This is a genomic window from Arthrobacter sp. zg-Y1143 (assembly GCF_030125565.1).
Taxonomy (GTDB): domain Bacteria; phylum Actinomycetota; class Actinomycetes; order Actinomycetales; family Micrococcaceae; genus Arthrobacter_B.
The window spans coordinates 302,323-317,907 of the sequence record NZ_JASKLW010000009.1 but is presented as its reverse complement, the minus strand read 5'-3'; the positions used below and the strand labels follow the sequence as shown (position 1 = coordinate 317,907).

Genomic DNA, 15,585 nt, shown 5'->3' with positions numbered 1-15,585 from the left:
TATCTGCCCGCGTAACAAATGCGCAAAAAGGCGGACGGGCGGTAGTCTGTCCGGCCACCGCCCGCCCGTTTTCCGCTGCCTTCCGTGGAAGGCCCGGCTACGCCTGCAGGATCACTTTCAGAGCGCCCGTCTCCGCAGCCCGGGAGAAGGTGTCATACGCCTGCATGATGTCGTGCAGCGGATACCGGTGGCTGATGAATTCCTCAGCCGGCAGTTTCCCCTCGGCCACCAGTTTCAGCAGCATAGGCAAGGTGTTGGTGTTCACCAGGCCCATGCTGATGTCGATGTTCTCGATCCACAGCCGTTCCAGGTCCAGGCTGACCGGTTTCCCGTGCACACCCACGTTGGCCACGTTCCCGCCGGGCCGGACAATGTTGGTGCACATCTCGAACGTGGTGGGGATGCCCACGGCCTCCACGGCAACGTCCACGCCCCAGCCGTCCGTTTGGGCCATGACCTGCTCGCGCCAATCCGCGTCCCCCGAGTTGACCCCGTGCGTAGCGCCGAACTTACGGGCCTGCTCCACCCGGTTGGCGTCCAGGTCCACCGCAATGACCTTGGCCGCCCCGTAGAGCCGGGCAGTGGATATGACCGCCAGGCCCACCGGCCCGGCCCCCACCACAGCCACCACATCACCGGGTTTGGTCTGCCCGTATTGCACCCCCATTTCGAAGCCGGTGGGGAAAATGTCGCTGAGCAGCACCCCATGCTCCTGGGAGACATTCTCCGGCAGGTGGTAGAGCGAGGTGTCCGCATACGGGGCCCGCACGTATTCGGCCTGGGTGCCGTCGATTAGGTGACCAAAGATCCAACCGATCCCGACGGAGCCTTCCTCGCCCAGGCAGTGCGAATACAGGCCGTCGCGGCAGAAGGAACAGGAACCGTCAGCGGACACGCAGGAGAGGATGACTTTGTCCCCCACCTTGAAGTTGGTGACGCCGCTGCCAATTTCAGTAACCGTTCCCACCCCTTCATGGCCCAGAATCCGGCCGGGCGTCACGGCCGGTACATCGCCCTTGAGGATGTGCAGGTCGGTGCCGCAGATGGTGGTGGTATCAATCTTGACAATTGCGTCCCGCGTCTCCTGGATCTGCGGATCGGGAACGTCCTTCCAGGACTTCTGCCCGGGGCCTTCGTAAACGAGTGCTTTCATAATGTCCTCGCCTGCCGCTCATCCGACCCTGTGCAGTGCCTGGAATGCGCCTGCACTTCGGGAGCTTCCCGGAGCGTGCCTGCCGTGCGGCAGACCGCCGTCGGATGTCTTCCAGCGTAGGTCCTGCGTGGGCGGGGGTGGAAGAAGCGGGGAGCTATACGCCGTCAACATACAGCCATTGCCCGCCCTCGCGGACAAAGCGGCTGAGCTCCTGCTGCGTGCCGCGTTCTCCGGCCTGCCGGTAGTGCGCCGCAAACTCCACGGTGCCCTCGGAGTCCAGGGGCCCGCCGCCGGAAACCGCAAGGATGTCCAGGCGCCGCCATTCCAGCTCCGGGTCCAGTTCCAGATGGGCCGGACGGTGGTCCGGGTGCCAAGTCGCCAGCAGGTAGGGCACGTTGCCGACGGCGAAGGCACTGTAGCGCGAACGCATCAGGGCTTCGGCGGTGGGGGCGGTTGCGGAGCCGGAGTGGAAGCGGCCGCAGCAGTTTCCATAGGTTTCGCCGCTCAGGCAGGGGCAGCGGGATTCGGCGGTGACGGGTGTATGGATACTCACCCCTCCAGTATCGCGCGGACGGCGGGGATACGACGGCGGGGATACGACGGCGGGGATACGACGGCGGGGGCGCTGCGGGGATACGCCGGCGGGGGGTGCGGGCGCCCGGCGACTGCGCCCTAGCGGCCGAAGGCGTCCTGCAGCCGCTGCAGGTTCTGGCCGATCTCACCGGGAATGGTTCCGCCGTCCGGCAGGGCACCCACGCGCCCGAGCATCAGGACCACCGCTGCGGTCAAGACCGCCATCACGACAACGGCAAGCAGTGCCCGGGCTGCGGCTGACGGCCGTTGGTCCGCCATCACCTGTACCTGCGGCATCCGAACCGCGGACACTGCGGGGGCAGCTGGGATACCGACAGTTGGCGGCACGGCGGGCGGAGAGGTCACAGGCAGCGGCGCGGAGGGGTGCTGTTCCCCCGCGGCGGCTGCCGGTACCCGATCGGAGCCCGGAGCCTGGTCCAAGGCCGGTACCGGGTCGGACGATACGGCCTCCGATGCCGGAGTCGATCGCTGCCGGGCTGCGGGGGCGGGACCGGGCACGGGACCGGGACCGGACACTGGACCGCCGGATGCCGGCAGGGCCTCGGCGCTGCGCCCGGGTGGGAATGTGCGGGCCTCGACGGTAGCGGGACCGTTCCAAAGTTCTTCGGAAATGGGCGACGGGCCGGAGCGCTCGGACTGCGTCCGCGCCGTCCCTTCCGCCCAGCGGTGATCCAGCAGTGCCGCGGAGACTTCCGCCGCCGTTGGCCGCAGGTCCGGGTCCCGGGTGGTCATGGCAGCCAGCAGTCCCCGCCAGTGACTGTCCAGGGACGCGGGAACCTCCGGATCCCGGCTCAGGCGGGCGACGGCGGATTCAATGGCGCTGCCGCTGAATTCCACCCGGCCGGTGACGCATTCCAGCAGGACCAGGCCCAGCGAGTAAATATCGCTGGGAGCCTCGGCCGCTACGCCGGATGCCTGTTCCGGGCTCAGGTAGTTCGCAGTTCCCAGGGTGGCCCCGGCCGCGGTGATGCGGGCGCCGTCGATAATCCGGGCAATACCGAAATCGGTTAGCTTGGCCCGCAGCGCGGTCCCGGGGATGGCCGGCGGAAGCAGGACGTTAGCCGGTTTGACGTCGCGGTGCACCACGCCCCGGCTGTGGATGTAGGCCAGCGCACCGGCAAGTTCGGAGCCGATGTAGCCGACGTCTTGGTGGCGGATATCGGTTTCCCGCAACCGCTTGCGCAGGTCCGAACCCTCCACCAGTTCCATCACCAGATAAGTGCGCGGCTCGCCGGCTTCACCGTCATCACGCCCGGCGTCGTCCTTACCGGCGTCGAACAGGGTCACAAGCCCCGGGTGGGATAAGGAGGCGAGCAGCCGCATCTCGTTGTCCTGGCGGCCGACGTCATCTGCAGCGACGGCGCTGGCCCGGAAGAGCTTCACCGCAATGTCGCGGCCGAGCGCTTCGTCCAGGCCCCGGTAGACGGTGGCCATGCCGCCGTGGCCGATAGGTTCGATGAGTCGGTATCTGCCTGCAATGAGCCTGCCCAGGCCACCCGTTGCATTGGTTTCCATGCTGCAACCTTCTCTCGCCCTCCATATAGCGTAGCGGAGCAGATTCACGGCGTAGATGGCCCGTAGCGACTTTTTTTCTACTCAGTTTTACCCCTCGTGCAACCCCGGTTGCTGCGCTAAACTGGCCCGCCACCAATGAAGCGGCGGCGGGCCAGCGGAGTCCCGATCAGGTCGTCCCGGCGGCGGGACCGGCCAGGACGGACTTCGGGAGGCGGTGGATGGTGACAGCACCGACCGCGGAGAAGGGGTGCAGCGGATCCGGTTCAGCGGAACCGGTGGGGCCGCCCAGCTGGGAATGGCCCACGGCGCTCATGACGGCATACGCATCGCCGCGGTCCCATCCGTGGTCAGAGACCAGGAAGTGGAACATATCCTCATAGCCGCGCCTAATGCTCTCCTGCACCGGATCGCCGAGTCCCACGAAGATCCATTCATCGGCGGTCTCCACCCGGGGAGCACGCAGGTTCAGGTCCCGGACCACGTCCACACTCACGACGGCGATACCTTCCGCCTCAATCGCCACGAAGGAGGACTCCCCTTCGGCCATGATGGCGTGGATATCACCGATGGACAGGTAGGCACCCTCCACCATCACGGGGAGGTAGACCGTCGACCCCGGCCGGCACTGCACCAAATCCATGTTTCCGCCCTGCGGGGTGGAGGGCATGATGGTGGAATTGCTGCCCTCCGCCGGTGCCGTGCCAATGCAGCCGATCATGGGCAGCGGCGCGAAGGTGTGCCGGTCCGTGACGTGCACCCCGTCGTCATCGATCGGGACACGCCGGGTGAACATCTCCTCGCCCATCACGTACTGCAGGGCTCCTGAGCCCGGCAGGCTGACCGACCAGCCGCGGTCCTTCAAGCGGATGTCGTGGATGGTGACGGCCAGGGCATCGCCGGGCCGGGCGCCCTCCACATAGACGGGCCCGGTGACGGGGTTGATCCCCACCGTCAGTTTCTCCATGTCATGGAATTCATGGAGCTGGGCATACACCTCGTCGCTGGTCTCGAATCCGATAGTCTCGCCGGTGCCCGGAGTGATTTTCAGCGCCGGGCTGCCGGAGGCGGAAAACCCGAACCGGCCGTGTGTCTTATCCAGAAAGTGGTCCATGGGTTTATGCCTTTCCCGTGCCCGGAGCGGTTGCCGCGGGTACGGAGTCGTCGTCGCTGGAAATTTCGGTTTTCCGGCCCGTGGCGCGGTAATAGAGGAACACGCCGGCGCCGATGAGGAGCCACACAAGCCCGCCGACCTTGGCTTCGATGTTCGCGTTGACCAATACGTAGCCGATGATGAGGAAACCAACCACGGGTACGGCCAGGTGCAGCAGGAAGTTACGGGACTTCTTCCGGATGAGGTAAAACACGATCACCGCCAGATGCAGGAGCATAAAGCCGAACAATGCCCCGAAGTTCACCAGCGAAGAAATAAGGTCGATCTGGCCTACGAAGAACAGGACCAGGACTGCTGAGATACCCGAGACGAGCAGGATGGCGTTCTGCGGCACCTGCCGCGAGTTAATGCGGCTCAACATGGCCGGCAGCTGACGGTCGCGGCTCATCGAGTAGAGGAGCCGGGACGTGGCTGCCTGGGCAGCCATGGCGTTAGCGATGCCCACCCCCACCACGTTGACGGCGAGGAAGGCGGTAGCCCATCCGCTGTTTGCGGCGGCCTCGACAATGGTGAAGAAGGCGTTTCCGGCTTCGTCATCCCCGAAGGTCTCCCGGCCGCCGGCCAGTGCGCTGGCCAGCCAGGTCTGCAGGATGAAGCAGGACGCCACGATGATCAGCGCCGCGATCATGGCCTTGCCCGCGCTGTTGCGGCTGCCGGTGGACTCTTCCGCCATGGTGGAGATGCCGTCAAACCCGAGGAAACTGAGCACGGCAATCGACAGGGCTGAGGCAATCAGCGGGCCCGACACAGTTTCCGGATTCCACATTGGGGCCCACGTGAGTTCCGCTCCGGGGACCGTTCCGCCGTTCAGTGCCGTGACCGCAATGACCACGAAAATGACGATGAACAGGAGTTCAACAGCCAGGAAGACCCGGTTCATCAGCTTGATCGAGCTGACACCGGCAAGATTGATGGCGGTATTGATGAGGACGAACACCACTGCCCAGATCCAGCGGGGGGTGTCCGGGAAGATGCCGACCATTGATTCGGCCGCAAAAACGTAGAGCAGAGTGGGTACCAGCAGGTAATCAAGCAGGATGGCCCACCCCGCGAAGAACCCGGCGGTGGGGTGGATTCCGCGGCCCACGTAGGAGAAGACCGAGCCGGCCAGCGGGATCGACTTCGCCATCTGCGCGTAGGCCAGTGCCGTGAAGATCATCGCAATGAGTCCGATGAGGTAAACGAGCGGGACCATGCCGCCGGACGCATTGTAGACCGTGCCGAAAATGGCCCACGGCGCGATGGGGAGCATAAAAATCAGGCCGTAAATGAGAAGGTCGGCCGTGGAAATGGAACGGCGGAGCTCCTGCTTGTAACCCAGGGACTCTAGCTCCTGCTGGGCATCGCGCTCCGGAGAGGGTGCAGAACGGTTCATTGCATCGGACTTTCGGACTCGGTGGGGGCCGGCGGGGAGCCCGACCGAAATAGCGGCGGTCGGGTCCGGCGAAAATCATCATTGCCGAGGAAAGGTATCGAGACAAGACCAATCAGCCCATTAGGATGTTTGTTACGCGCCGACGCCGCTTCGTCCGAAGGCTGTTAGCGGCTGACCAGGAGGACTGCAATGACCGGTACCGTCAGCGGTCTGGACACGCCGCTTGAGAGCTCGTCCCGGGTGGACGAAATAGTGGACCGCCTGATCACCGCCATCGCCATCGGCGAGTACCTTGCCGGTTCCAAGCTGCCGGCTGAACGGGAACTGGCGTCCTCGCTGCAGGTTGGCCGGATGACGGTGCGCGCGGCCATCGCCCGGCTTGTGGAGCAGGGGCTGCTGCGGACCCAGCGCGGCCGGAACGGCGGATCCTTTGTCCGGGACGAAGGCCCGGATGCTTCCTCCGGCCCGGCCGTCCGCCGGATCCTTTCCGGCCGGTGGGAAGCACTGCGGGATACCTGCGAAGCGGTGTCCCTGCTGCAGGGAACCATCTGCCGGGCAGCAGCGGAAAACCGGACGGCTGAGGATATCGCTGTGCTGAACGAGAGCCTGAACGCGTTCCGTGCAGCTGCCTCGGGCCTGGAGTCCCAGCGGGCGGACGGGCTGCTGCACCTGGCGGTCAGTGCCGCAGCCCACAATGCCACCCTGCAGTCCGTGCTCCAGGAGGTGGAGGCACGCGTCAGCATTGCTGCTCCATCCCACGTGTGGGGGGATGCTGCGGGCATGCGGCACATGGAAGAACGGGCGCTCCGCGACCACGAGCTCCTCGTGTCCGCGATTACGGATCAGCGCTCCTCCGATGCCGAGCGGCTCGGACGCGAACACGCCCGGATTGACTTGGAGCTGCTCGAAAGCGCCCTGCACCGTTCGGCGTAGCCGTGGTCCCCGATTCCGGCCCGGGCGCCCAGCCCACGGAGTGAGATTGCTCTCGCTGGAACTGCTGGTCCCGGTGCGGCTGACCGGACCGGGATGGATAAGTACTGAGGAAAATCCGCACCCTTAACCGCAGGAACGTAAAAAGCAGGGCGGGATTTCTCCCGCCCTGCTTTCGATTCACGCCGGCCCGTGAAACGGACCCGTAAGTCTAGTTAGACAGGCTGGATGTTGACGGCCTGCGGACCCTTGGGGCCCTGCTCGGTGTCGAAGCTAACCTTCTGGTTCTCTTCGAGAGACCGGTAGCCACTGGCGTTAATAGCGGAGTAGTGGGCGAAAACATCGGCGCTGCCATCATCGGGTTCGATGAAGCCAAAGCCCTTTTCAGCGTTGAACCATTTCACGGTACCTGTTGCCATTTTTAATCATCCTTCTAAACGAAACCAGCCCCGACCGTCGGGGAGTTTCATGCTGCGGTGTCCGTGGTGGCAAATTACAGAAAAAGCGGCTGGCCCTGGATCTGGGTTTCGCCGCTTGAACTTACATATTGCGCAACACCGCAACTGCTAAAAGTATACAACGGGGCCCCTGCCGAGTCACCCCTCCGGAAGCCCCTAGGGTGGAAGTATGGACTCCCCCATTGAGCACTACCTCCGCAGGATCCACGCTGAACTGGCCGGGCTGAAGGACGGCGCCCCGTACAGCGGCATACCCGCCATGGCCAAGGTGAACCCGAACAGCTTCGGGATTGCACTGGCCACCGCGGACGGCTATGTCTACGAAGTGGGTGACACCCGCGAGGAATTCAGCATCCAGTCCATTTCCAAGCCCTTCACCTACGGTCTGGCCCTTTCGGACCTGGGCATGGACGCCGTGGACGAGAAAGTGGACGTGGAACCCTCCGGGGATTCATTCAACGAAATTTCCCTGGCAGAAGGAACCGGCAGGCCGGCCAACGCCATGATCAATGCCGGCGCCCTCACCGCCACTTCGCTGGTGAAAGGCTCCGGCGGCCGGACCCGCTTCAAGCGGATCCTGGACACATACTCCGCCTTCGCCGGCCGGGAGCTGTCCGTAAGCCAGCGCATCTACACGTCCGAACTGCGCACCGGTCACCGCAACACCGCCCTGGGCTACCTGCTGCGCTCCTTCGGCATCATCGAATCCGACCCGGCACCGATCATCAAGGACTACTTCCGTCAGTGCTCGGTCATGGTGAACGCCCGCGATCTGGCCCTGATGGCTGCCACCCTGGCCAACAGCGGCCGGCACCCGCTCTCCGGGGAAGAGGTCCTGGACCTCGTCTCGGTGGAACGCGTCCTGTCGGTGATGACCACGTGCGGCATGTACGACGACGCCGGCTCCTGGATCAGCAGCGTGGGGATGCCGGCCAAGTCCGGCGTGGCCGGCGGCATCCTGGCGGTCCTGCCGGGGCAGGTGGGCCTGGCCGTCTACTCCCCGCCCCTGGACGCCCACGGCAACAGCGTCCGCGGCGTGGCTGTCAGCCAGCGGCTGTCCCATGACCTGGGCCTGCACTTTGTCCGTGCTGCACGCACCGGCCGTTCGGCCATCCGCGCCGTGTATGACATCACGGCCACCCCCTCCGGCATCCGCCGCACGGACGAGGCCGCGGAGATCCTGGCCGGACACGGCCACCGCGTGCAGGTGATTGAACTCAACGGGGACCTGCTCTTTGCCGGTGCCGAGTCCATGGTGCGGGCACTGAGCGAACTGAACGACGACGTCGAACTGGTGGTCGCCGATCTGCGCAGCGTAGACGAGGTGTCCGACGTCGCCATCCGGCTGATTGCCGAGGCCGAAGACATGCTGCGCCGGGACGGACGCGAACTGGCCCTGGTGGACATCGAAGGCTCGGTAACCGCTGCGCTCGAGGAGCTGGGCCGGGAAACAGCTTCCTTCACCACCCGCTCGGCCGCCATTGAATGGAGCGAGAACAAACTGCTGGAAGGGTACGGCACCGAACTGGTGCTGCCGGACAGCATAGAACCGGCGGACTCCCCCGCGCTCAGCCCCTTGGACGAGAATGACGCCCGGATGCTGCAGGACATGATGGAGGACCGCGAGTTCGACGACGGCGACGTGGTCCGGCGGGTAGGCCAGCGTTTTGGCGGAGTGTTCTTCATTGTCTCCGGGCACATCACCACGTCCATGCCGGGCCCCGACGGCAGCCGCGTGAAGCTGGCAACGCTGGGCCCCGGAATGACCTTCGGCGAAATGGCGATGGGTGAGGACAAGCGGCAGGAAACTACGGTCAAAGCTGCGGGGCCACTGAAACTGAAGGTGCTGACTGCCGAGGCCATTGAAGAACTGGCCGCGAAGGACCCAGTGCTGAGCATGAACCTGTGGAAGGCGCTGACCCAGGACGCGTACACGCGGGTGGAGCAGTACCTGCGCGAGGCTGCCGTGCGGATCCGGGACTGAGTCGTACCGGTCTCCGGGGGAAGGGGCGCGGTTCCGGCGTCCGGGACGACGGCAACGAACCCGGGCGGAGTCCCGGCCTGGAATATCGCCCGGTTAGTAAATCTGCTGACCCTTTGAAGTTCTGCTGCCCGTTTAAACCGGCAGCAGAAACCAAAACCGTCAGGAAAAACCCAACCCGGCAGCAGAACCTCCGGGCTCGGGAAAGGTGGGTGTCCTGGCCGGTGACGGCGCGTGGACACCGAGGGCGGCCATCAGCGGTTTCCACTCCACCGTCTGCACAATCCCGCTGCGGCCCACGGGAACCAGGGTGCCGCCGTCGGGCACCGGGGAAAGGGTCCGCGGTTCCGGTGCACCGCTCCCGCCGGCAGCCCGATGGCGGCACACCCCAGTCGCGGACAGCCCGCCCGTAGCACTGCAGCACCAGTCAGCGCGGCGTCGCCCCGCACTGCGGGACCGTAGTTAACGCAAAAGCAGGACGGGCGAACCCGTCCTGCTTTAGGCTGTTACGGCAGTGAAGCCGTTACAAAGTCTCTAAGAAATTAGAGGGCCTGGATGTTCGAGGCCTGCGGGCCCTTGGGGCCCTGCTCGGTGTCGAAGCTAACCTTCTGGTTCTCGTCCAGCGACTTGTAGCCGTTGGAGTTGATAGCGGAGTAGTGAGCGAAGACGTCGGCGCTGCCGTCGTCGGGCTCAATGAAGCCGAAGCCCTTTTCGGAGTTGAACCATTTCACGGTACCTGTAGCCATTTTAATATTCCTTCTGCATTGAAACGCATCCCGACTTTCGGGAGGTTTCAGTCGCGGTGTTCCTTTACCGCTTTTACAGAAAAGCAGCTAGACCGTTTGGTTTCGCCGCTTGAAATACAAAATGCGCAACACAACAACTGCGTTTCAGCCTACACGACCTTTGGGATAAGTCCAAACCGGGCCCTGATCACTGGCCCGGCAGCATCAGGTCCGCGGGTATCAAGTGACGGTTCGGCACCCTCCGCAGCAGCAGAGGATCGATACGTTGGCCCCGCCTAAGCACGGTTATGTCGCCCGTGGTTTCCAAGATGGCGACGGCCACTTCATTGAGGTTCCGAACGCCCGCGGCCCGCAGTTTGAAGTACAGCTCGTCCTCCACGACGCGGGCTTTCTTCAGCCCGTCCTGGAGCACTTCGCTGCCGGCCATCAGCAGGATCGGGTTGCTGGACAGGAACCCGCTGTCCTTTTCCCGCACCCAACGTTCCAGCCGCAGCATGGCGAACAGGGTGGCCAGGCCAACAACGCCGGCCGCAAGGGTGGTGGTGTACCCCAGGACCACACGGCCAAGCAACGAGCCGAGGGCGATCACCACGGCCTTGTCCAGCGTTGACCAGGTTGCCAGCGCACGCAGGCCGAAGGCCCTGACCATAAGGTAGAAGGCCGCGTAGATACCTACGGCCCCCAGAACAACCCAAAGCGCTTCTACGGGGGTAATGCCGAGGCTATGCCACACGGCGCATCTCCTTATTCGCGGTATCCGCAGCGGTTCCTGAGATGCTAGCGCCGCGGCGGTGCCGCATATAAGGCGGCACCTGCCCTTACACCGCCGGAGCCCCCTATTGGCGAGGCACTCCGTGACTACCCGCCGGTCAGGGAAAGACCGGTTCCCCCATATGCGCGGCAGCCAGCTCGCGCTGAGCAGGCGTCAGCCGCTGCAGGGCGCCGGTGGCACCGTCGACAAACGCCAGTGTTGTCTCTGCCCGCACACAGGGCTTTGACGTCACCGGATCGGAGATCACGTAGCCCAGAGTGATGCTCGCGCCCTTGAGCGCGCTGATCCAGACGTCGACGTCGGCCGGGATGTTCCGGTAGGTCAGCTCGGCTACGTACCGGATGCGGTGTTCAACCACCAGCGACTGCGTGCCGGCCGGGACATCCGTGAACAGCGGCACGGCCGGTGCGTTACCCGGCCCGCCTGTGCCGCCGGGAGGACCGAAAGCGTGGACACGCGCCTCTTCGAGCATGCGCACTATTTGCACGTTGTTGATGTGGCCGTAGGCATCCATATCTCCCCATCGCATGGGAACGGAGCAGTGGATGGCGGCAGGTGCGGTGTGGGAGTTGGAACTCATCCCCCCATCTCTAGCACAGCATGGCGGGCGCCCGGCCGAGCCGGGCACGGGGATGCGCGCAGCCGGGCATGCGAAAGGCGGGCAGGAAGAACCTGCCCGCCTTTCTTACGCTGCCTACGCGCTAACGGGCAGTGCTGCGGCTTCGGCCAACAGCTGGAAGGACCGCAGACGGCTTTCCAGGGTGGCGGTCTGCGTGGCGACGATCAGCTCGTCTGCCTGGGCGTGCCCGGTGAACCAGTCCAGGTAATCCCGTACTTCTTCGGGGTTGCCCACGGCGGAGTAACGGCCCATCTGCTTGACCTGCTGTCCGCCCGGGGACTGCAGGATGGCGTCCGCTTCCTCATCGGTGAAGGTGCGGTCGCGGCCGAAGAGCTGGGTTACCCGGCGGCGCTGGGAATCGGCAAACATCTGCTGCGCTTCTTCGCTGGTTTCCGCGGCCACCACGTTCACGCCGGCAATCACGTACGGCTCGGCCAGCTGGGCCGAGGGCTTGAAGTCGCGCCGGTAAATGGTGACGGCGTCCTGCAGCGCCTGCGGAGCGAAGTGCGAGGCGAAGGAGTACGGCAGGCCCAGGGCGGCGGCCAGCTTGGCGCCGAAGAGGGAGGACCCGAGGATGTACAGCGGCACGTTGGTGCCGGTGCCCGGCGTGGCGTGGATGCCCGGGATGAGGGTGTTGCCGGTCAGGTAACCCTGCAGTTCCTGGACGTCCTGCGGGAAGCTGTCCGATGACATGGGGTCCCGGCGCAGGGCGCGCATGGTCTTCTGGTCACTGCCCGGGGCGCGGCCCAGACCCAGGTCGATGCGGCCCGGGAACAGGGTTTCCAGGGTGCCGAACTGCTCGGCGATGGTCAGCGGCGCATGGTTGGGCAGCATCACGCCGCCGGCGCCGAGCCGGATGCTTTCGGTGTGCGCAGCGATGTAGCCGATCAGCACACTGGTGGCCGACGAGGCGATAGTGGGCATGTTGTGGTGCTCGGCGTACCAGATGCGGGTGTAACCCAGCTTTTCCGCTTCCCGGGCCAGTGCCAGCGAGGAAGCGAAGGAATCACGCGCGCTCTCGCCCTCATCGATGATGGCGAGATCGAGAATGGAGAGCGGGACAGTCATGGGGGCTTGCCTTTCAGTTGCGTGCGTGTCCGGCTGTTTGTCCGGGCACGGTAGATGCAACCGCGCGGGCCTCCGGCTTATTTCATCCGGGACGGACCACGGTTCTCCGCCGCCGTGAACCGTGGCACACTCCCGCCATGTCCCAGTCTCAGAAGCACCCCCTGTCCCCTGCCGGGCCGGCCAAACCGGTGCGGGACCTGCCGTTGCTGTCCCGCCTGGTGTTGTTCTTCACACCGTTCAGGCGGAAGGCCCTCGGCTTTCTCGGTGCGGCGGCCACCTGGCTGCTGCTGGGCCTTCTTCCGGAAGATGACCCATGGCATCCGGTCAGGGTGCTGCAGTCCGTGATCTGGTGGGGCACGTGGACCTTCGCGACCGTAGTGCTCGCCAATCGGCTGCGCCGGCCGCTGGCTCTGCCGCAACAGCATATGCTTGCCCTCGCCCGGGAACGCTACGGGCAGGAGGAAAGCTGGCCGTCGCCCAAACATCCGGAACAGGTGCTGGACGCCGTGGTCCGGGCCTTCCCCTCCCCCGGCGCTGCGGCTTCCCGAATAGGTGAGAGCGTGCTGGTGGAACTGGGCCGTGCGTACCGCCCGGCCACCGGGCATGCATGGCGGCATCAGGACGCCGTCGTGCACCTGAAGTTCCGGCCAGTTGTTCTGGTGTTCGCCGTTCCCGGACCGGACGGCACCGGAACCCAGGTCCATGCCTTGAGCCGGGATGAACAACGGACCGGCATGTTCGACGTACTCTCGCTGGCCGATGAGATGACAGCGGGCGCCGTGGAGGCTGTCCGTGCTGCCACCACCGGCTGATGCCTATTCCGCTGGTTCCTGTTGCCGGGCCAGGTAACCGGCCAGCCGGTGGAAGGCTTCACTCCATGCGCTCTCGTGTCCGACCAATTCCGAGCCTGGCTCGAAGGGACCTTCGCGGAACGTCATGCGGGTAAGCGCATGGTCCTCACCTGCTGCCAGGGGTTGCAGCTGAACGTTGATCACCCGCAGGGGACCGGCCGGCACCCCGTCCGGCTGCCGCCACTGCTGGGTGACCTCCAAACTGTGCGGCGGATCCAGGATCCGGTACTGGCCGCTCCACCAGAGTTCGTCCCCGGTGACGGCATTGACCATGCAGGCCTGGTAATCGCCGCCCACCCGCTGCTGGGCCGAGATACGGTTCGGTGGAACCACAAAACCCTCGGCTCCCCACCAGGACGTAATCCGGGAAAGGTCCAGCCAGGCTGAGTAGATGGCAGCGGGGGCGGAAGGCAGATCCCGCACCATGTGCAGGAAGTCCACCCCGTCGTCGGGAAGCTCGTCATCCATGGGGCGCTCCTAGCGGCACCGGGACGGTAAGCGGCGCGAATGGGTCTTCCTCCAGTGTGGAACCCCGGCCCGGCGGGCACAATCCCGCCGGGGTCCGGAGCCAGCCGTTAGGTTGGATGATGTGAGCATCCATATCGGAACTTCGGGCTGGGCCTACAACCACTGGCGGAACGTGCTGTATCCGAAGGGCGTACCGGCACGCGTCTGGCTGGAAAAGTACGCGGAGGAATTCGACACCGTGGAACTGAACGGCAGCTTCTACCGCTGGCCCCGCGAAGAAGCCTTCGCTGCCTACCGGGACCGGCTGCCGGAGGGCTACGTTTTTTCCGTGAAGGCCCCGCGGGGACTCACCCACGCCCGCAAGCTGCGGGATCCGGATGAATGGCTGGGACGCATTGACCGCTGCTTCCAGGCGCTGGGGAACCGTGCCGGTGTGCTGCTGTTCCAGCTGTCCCCCGACATGGAGCGCGACGACGAGCGGCTGGACTACGTCCTGGCCCACCTGCCGCAGGACATCCGGGTGGCGGTGGAGTTCCGGCACGAGAGCTGGAACACCGAGGACGTCTTCGGGCTACTCGAGCGGCATGGAGCGGCCTACACGGTGATGAGCGGAGCCCACCTGCCCTGCACCCTGCGCGCCACCGCAGATTTCGTTTACGTGCGCCTGCACGGACCCGACCCGGAACACCTGTACGCCGGTTCCTACTCCGAGGCAGACCTGCGGTGGTGGGCCGAGCGGATCCGGGAATGGGATGCCATGGGCAAGGATGTTTATGCCTACTTCAACAACGACGGCGAGGGGCACGCCGTGCGCAACGCCTGGCGGCTGCGCGAACTCATCCAAATGTGATTTCCGACATCCTTGGACGCCGGAGGGCTAGATGCCCAGCGAGGCCAGCGTGTTGCGCAGGGTTTCTGCCGAGTCCATCAGTTTCTTGGTTTCGGCTCCGTCAAGCGGCATTTCCAGCATTTTGTAAACGCCGTTGTGGCCCACGACGGACGGCAGGGACAGCGCTACGCCGCTAATTCCATACTCCCCGTCCAGCATGGCCGCCACCGGCAGCACGGCGTTCTCGGCGTTCAGCACAGCTTCCACAATCCGCACGCCGGCCAGGCCGATGGCGTAGTTGGTGGCGCCCTTGCCTTCGATCACTTTGTAGGCGGCGTTGACGACCTCGTTGGTCGCGGCTGCCAGGAATTCCTCTGTGAAGACCTGCCGTCCGCTGACCTTCCATTCCCGGATGGGGACCGGGCCGATGGTCGCGTTGGACCAGACCGGGAATTCCGAGTCGCCGTGCTCGCCGATGATGGTGGCGTGCACGCTGGTCATCAGCACGTGCGCCTCACGTGCCAGCAGCAGGCGCAGCCGCGAGGTGTCCAGCACGGTGCCGGAAGAGAAGATCCGGTTGCGCGGCAGCCCGCCGATCTTCTGTGCTGCGACGGCCAGCACGTCGGCCGGGTTGGTCACCTGGATGTAGACGGCGTCCGGGGCCTGGGCCATCAGCTGCGGGATCAGTTTCTCCAGGATCCGGACGTTGGTGCCGGCCAGGTCCAGCCTGCTCTGGCCCGGTTGCTGGCGTGCTCCGGCAGTAATAACGATGACGTCGGCCCCGGCCAGGGCCTCGATGTTGCCGCCGCCGGTGACGGTACTGGCTCCGGTGAACTGCGTACCGTGGGCGAGGTCCAGGGCTTCGGCTTCGGCCTTGGCAGCGTCAATGTCATAAATGGCGATCTCCCGAGCGGTGTCCCGGATGATCGCCGCGTAGGCCAGGGAGGTGCCCACGCTTCCGGCACCCACAATGCCGAGTTTTGTGACGGGTCGGGTGGTGATGTTTGCCATTCTCACGCCTCGCTCACAATAGGAAGGAATGCCCCCACATTAGG

General features: G+C 65.1%; 16 protein-coding genes. 4 read left to right on the top strand and 12 right to left on the bottom strand.

Annotated elements, in window-relative coordinates:
• Window positions 1-97: 97 nt before the first annotated feature.
• The 5 genes from QNN98_RS12105 to QNN98_RS12085 all read right to left on the bottom strand — a co-directional run bounded on the left by QNN98_RS12105 (window position 98) and on the right by QNN98_RS12085 (window position 5,808).
• Window positions 98-1,153, bottom strand: coding sequence for a zinc-dependent alcohol dehydrogenase family protein (locus QNN98_RS12105; RefSeq protein WP_283997403.1), 1,056 nt, complete (start codon window positions 1,151-1,153; stop codon window positions 98-100).
• A 154-nt stretch (window positions 1,154-1,307) separates the two neighbouring features.
• On the bottom strand, window positions 1,308-1,706 hold the full coding sequence (locus QNN98_RS12100; RefSeq protein ID WP_227914285.1) for a YchJ family protein: 399 nt from the start codon (window positions 1,704-1,706) through the stop codon (window positions 1,308-1,310).
• A 119-nt stretch (window positions 1,707-1,825) separates the two neighbouring features.
• Window positions 1,826-3,262, bottom strand: a complete 1,437-nt coding sequence (locus tag QNN98_RS12095) for a serine/threonine-protein kinase (RefSeq protein WP_283997401.1) — start codon at window positions 3,260-3,262, stop codon at window positions 1,826-1,828.
• Window positions 3,263-3,428: 166 nt separating this feature from the next.
• The gene (locus tag QNN98_RS12090) at window positions 3,429-4,373 is read right to left on the bottom strand and encodes an acetamidase/formamidase family protein (RefSeq protein WP_283997399.1); all 945 of its coding nucleotides are present in this window, start codon (window positions 4,371-4,373) and stop codon (window positions 3,429-3,431) included.
• Between the two features lie 4 nt (window positions 4,374-4,377).
• A complete protein-coding gene (locus tag QNN98_RS12085; RefSeq protein ID WP_227914288.1) occupies window positions 4,378-5,808 on the bottom strand; it encodes an APC family permease in 1,431 nt (476 codons plus the stop codon).
• Window positions 5,809-5,997: 189 nt separating this feature from the next.
• Between QNN98_RS12085 and QNN98_RS12080 the strand changes: the two genes are divergently transcribed.
• Entirely contained in the window at window positions 5,998-6,741 is a 744-nt protein-coding gene (locus tag QNN98_RS12080) for a FadR/GntR family transcriptional regulator (RefSeq protein WP_283997396.1), read from the top strand.
• 212 nt (window positions 6,742-6,953) lie between these two features.
• Here the strand turns inward: QNN98_RS12080 and QNN98_RS12075 are convergent, their stop codons facing one another.
• Entirely contained in the window at window positions 6,954-7,157 is a 204-nt protein-coding gene (locus QNN98_RS12075; protein WP_191809052.1) for a cold-shock protein, read from the bottom strand.
• A 208-nt stretch (window positions 7,158-7,365) separates the two neighbouring features.
• On the opposite strand from QNN98_RS12075, the gene glsA reads away from it, so the two are divergent.
• On the top strand, window positions 7,366-9,180 hold the full coding sequence (gene glsA / locus QNN98_RS12070; RefSeq protein ID WP_227914291.1) for a glutaminase A: 1,815 nt from the start codon (window positions 7,366-7,368) through the stop codon (window positions 9,178-9,180).
• A 539-nt stretch (window positions 9,181-9,719) separates the two neighbouring features.
• Here the strand turns inward: glsA and QNN98_RS12065 are convergent.
• The 4 genes from QNN98_RS12065 to QNN98_RS12050 form a co-directional block, all read right to left on the bottom strand.
• Window positions 9,720-9,923 carry a cold-shock protein gene (locus QNN98_RS12065; protein WP_146362594.1) on the bottom strand — a complete coding sequence of 68 codons (204 nt, stop codon included), beginning with the start codon at window positions 9,921-9,923 and terminating at the stop codon, window positions 9,720-9,722.
• Between the two features lie 187 nt (window positions 9,924-10,110).
• Window positions 10,111-10,656, bottom strand: a complete 546-nt coding sequence (locus QNN98_RS12060) for a DUF421 domain-containing protein (RefSeq protein ID WP_229959744.1) — start codon at window positions 10,654-10,656, stop codon at window positions 10,111-10,113.
• 136 nt (window positions 10,657-10,792) lie between these two features.
• Complete coding sequence (locus QNN98_RS12055) at window positions 10,793-11,275, bottom strand: acyl-CoA thioesterase (RefSeq protein ID WP_227914295.1); 483 nt, start codon at window positions 11,273-11,275, stop codon at window positions 10,793-10,795.
• A 114-nt stretch (window positions 11,276-11,389) separates the two neighbouring features.
• Window positions 11,390-12,382 (bottom strand): LLM class flavin-dependent oxidoreductase, encoded by a 993-nt coding sequence (locus tag QNN98_RS12050; protein WP_227914296.1) that lies wholly within the window; start codon window positions 12,380-12,382, stop codon window positions 11,390-11,392.
• Window positions 12,383-12,519: 137 nt separating this feature from the next.
• Between QNN98_RS12050 and QNN98_RS12045 the strand changes: the two genes are divergently transcribed.
• Complete coding sequence (locus tag QNN98_RS12045) at window positions 12,520-13,194, top strand: hypothetical protein (protein WP_227926883.1); 675 nt, start codon at window positions 12,520-12,522, stop codon at window positions 13,192-13,194.
• 3 nt (window positions 13,195-13,197) lie between these two features.
• On the opposite strand, the gene QNN98_RS12040 is transcribed toward QNN98_RS12045, so the two are convergent.
• Window positions 13,198-13,701 carry an SRPBCC family protein gene (locus QNN98_RS12040; RefSeq protein WP_227926882.1) on the bottom strand — a complete coding sequence of 168 codons (504 nt, stop codon included), beginning with the start codon at window positions 13,699-13,701 and terminating at the stop codon, window positions 13,198-13,200.
• Window positions 13,702-13,822: 121 nt separating this feature from the next.
• Between QNN98_RS12040 and QNN98_RS12035 the strand changes: the two genes are divergently transcribed.
• Complete coding sequence (locus QNN98_RS12035; RefSeq protein ID WP_227926881.1) at window positions 13,823-14,551, top strand: DUF72 domain-containing protein; 729 nt, start codon at window positions 13,823-13,825, stop codon at window positions 14,549-14,551.
• 27 nt (window positions 14,552-14,578) lie between these two features.
• On the opposite strand, the gene QNN98_RS12030 is transcribed toward QNN98_RS12035, so the two are convergent.
• Entirely contained in the window at window positions 14,579-15,541 is a 963-nt protein-coding gene (locus QNN98_RS12030; protein WP_227914312.1) for an L-lactate dehydrogenase, read from the bottom strand.
• Between the last annotated feature and the right edge of the window lie 44 nt (window positions 15,542-15,585).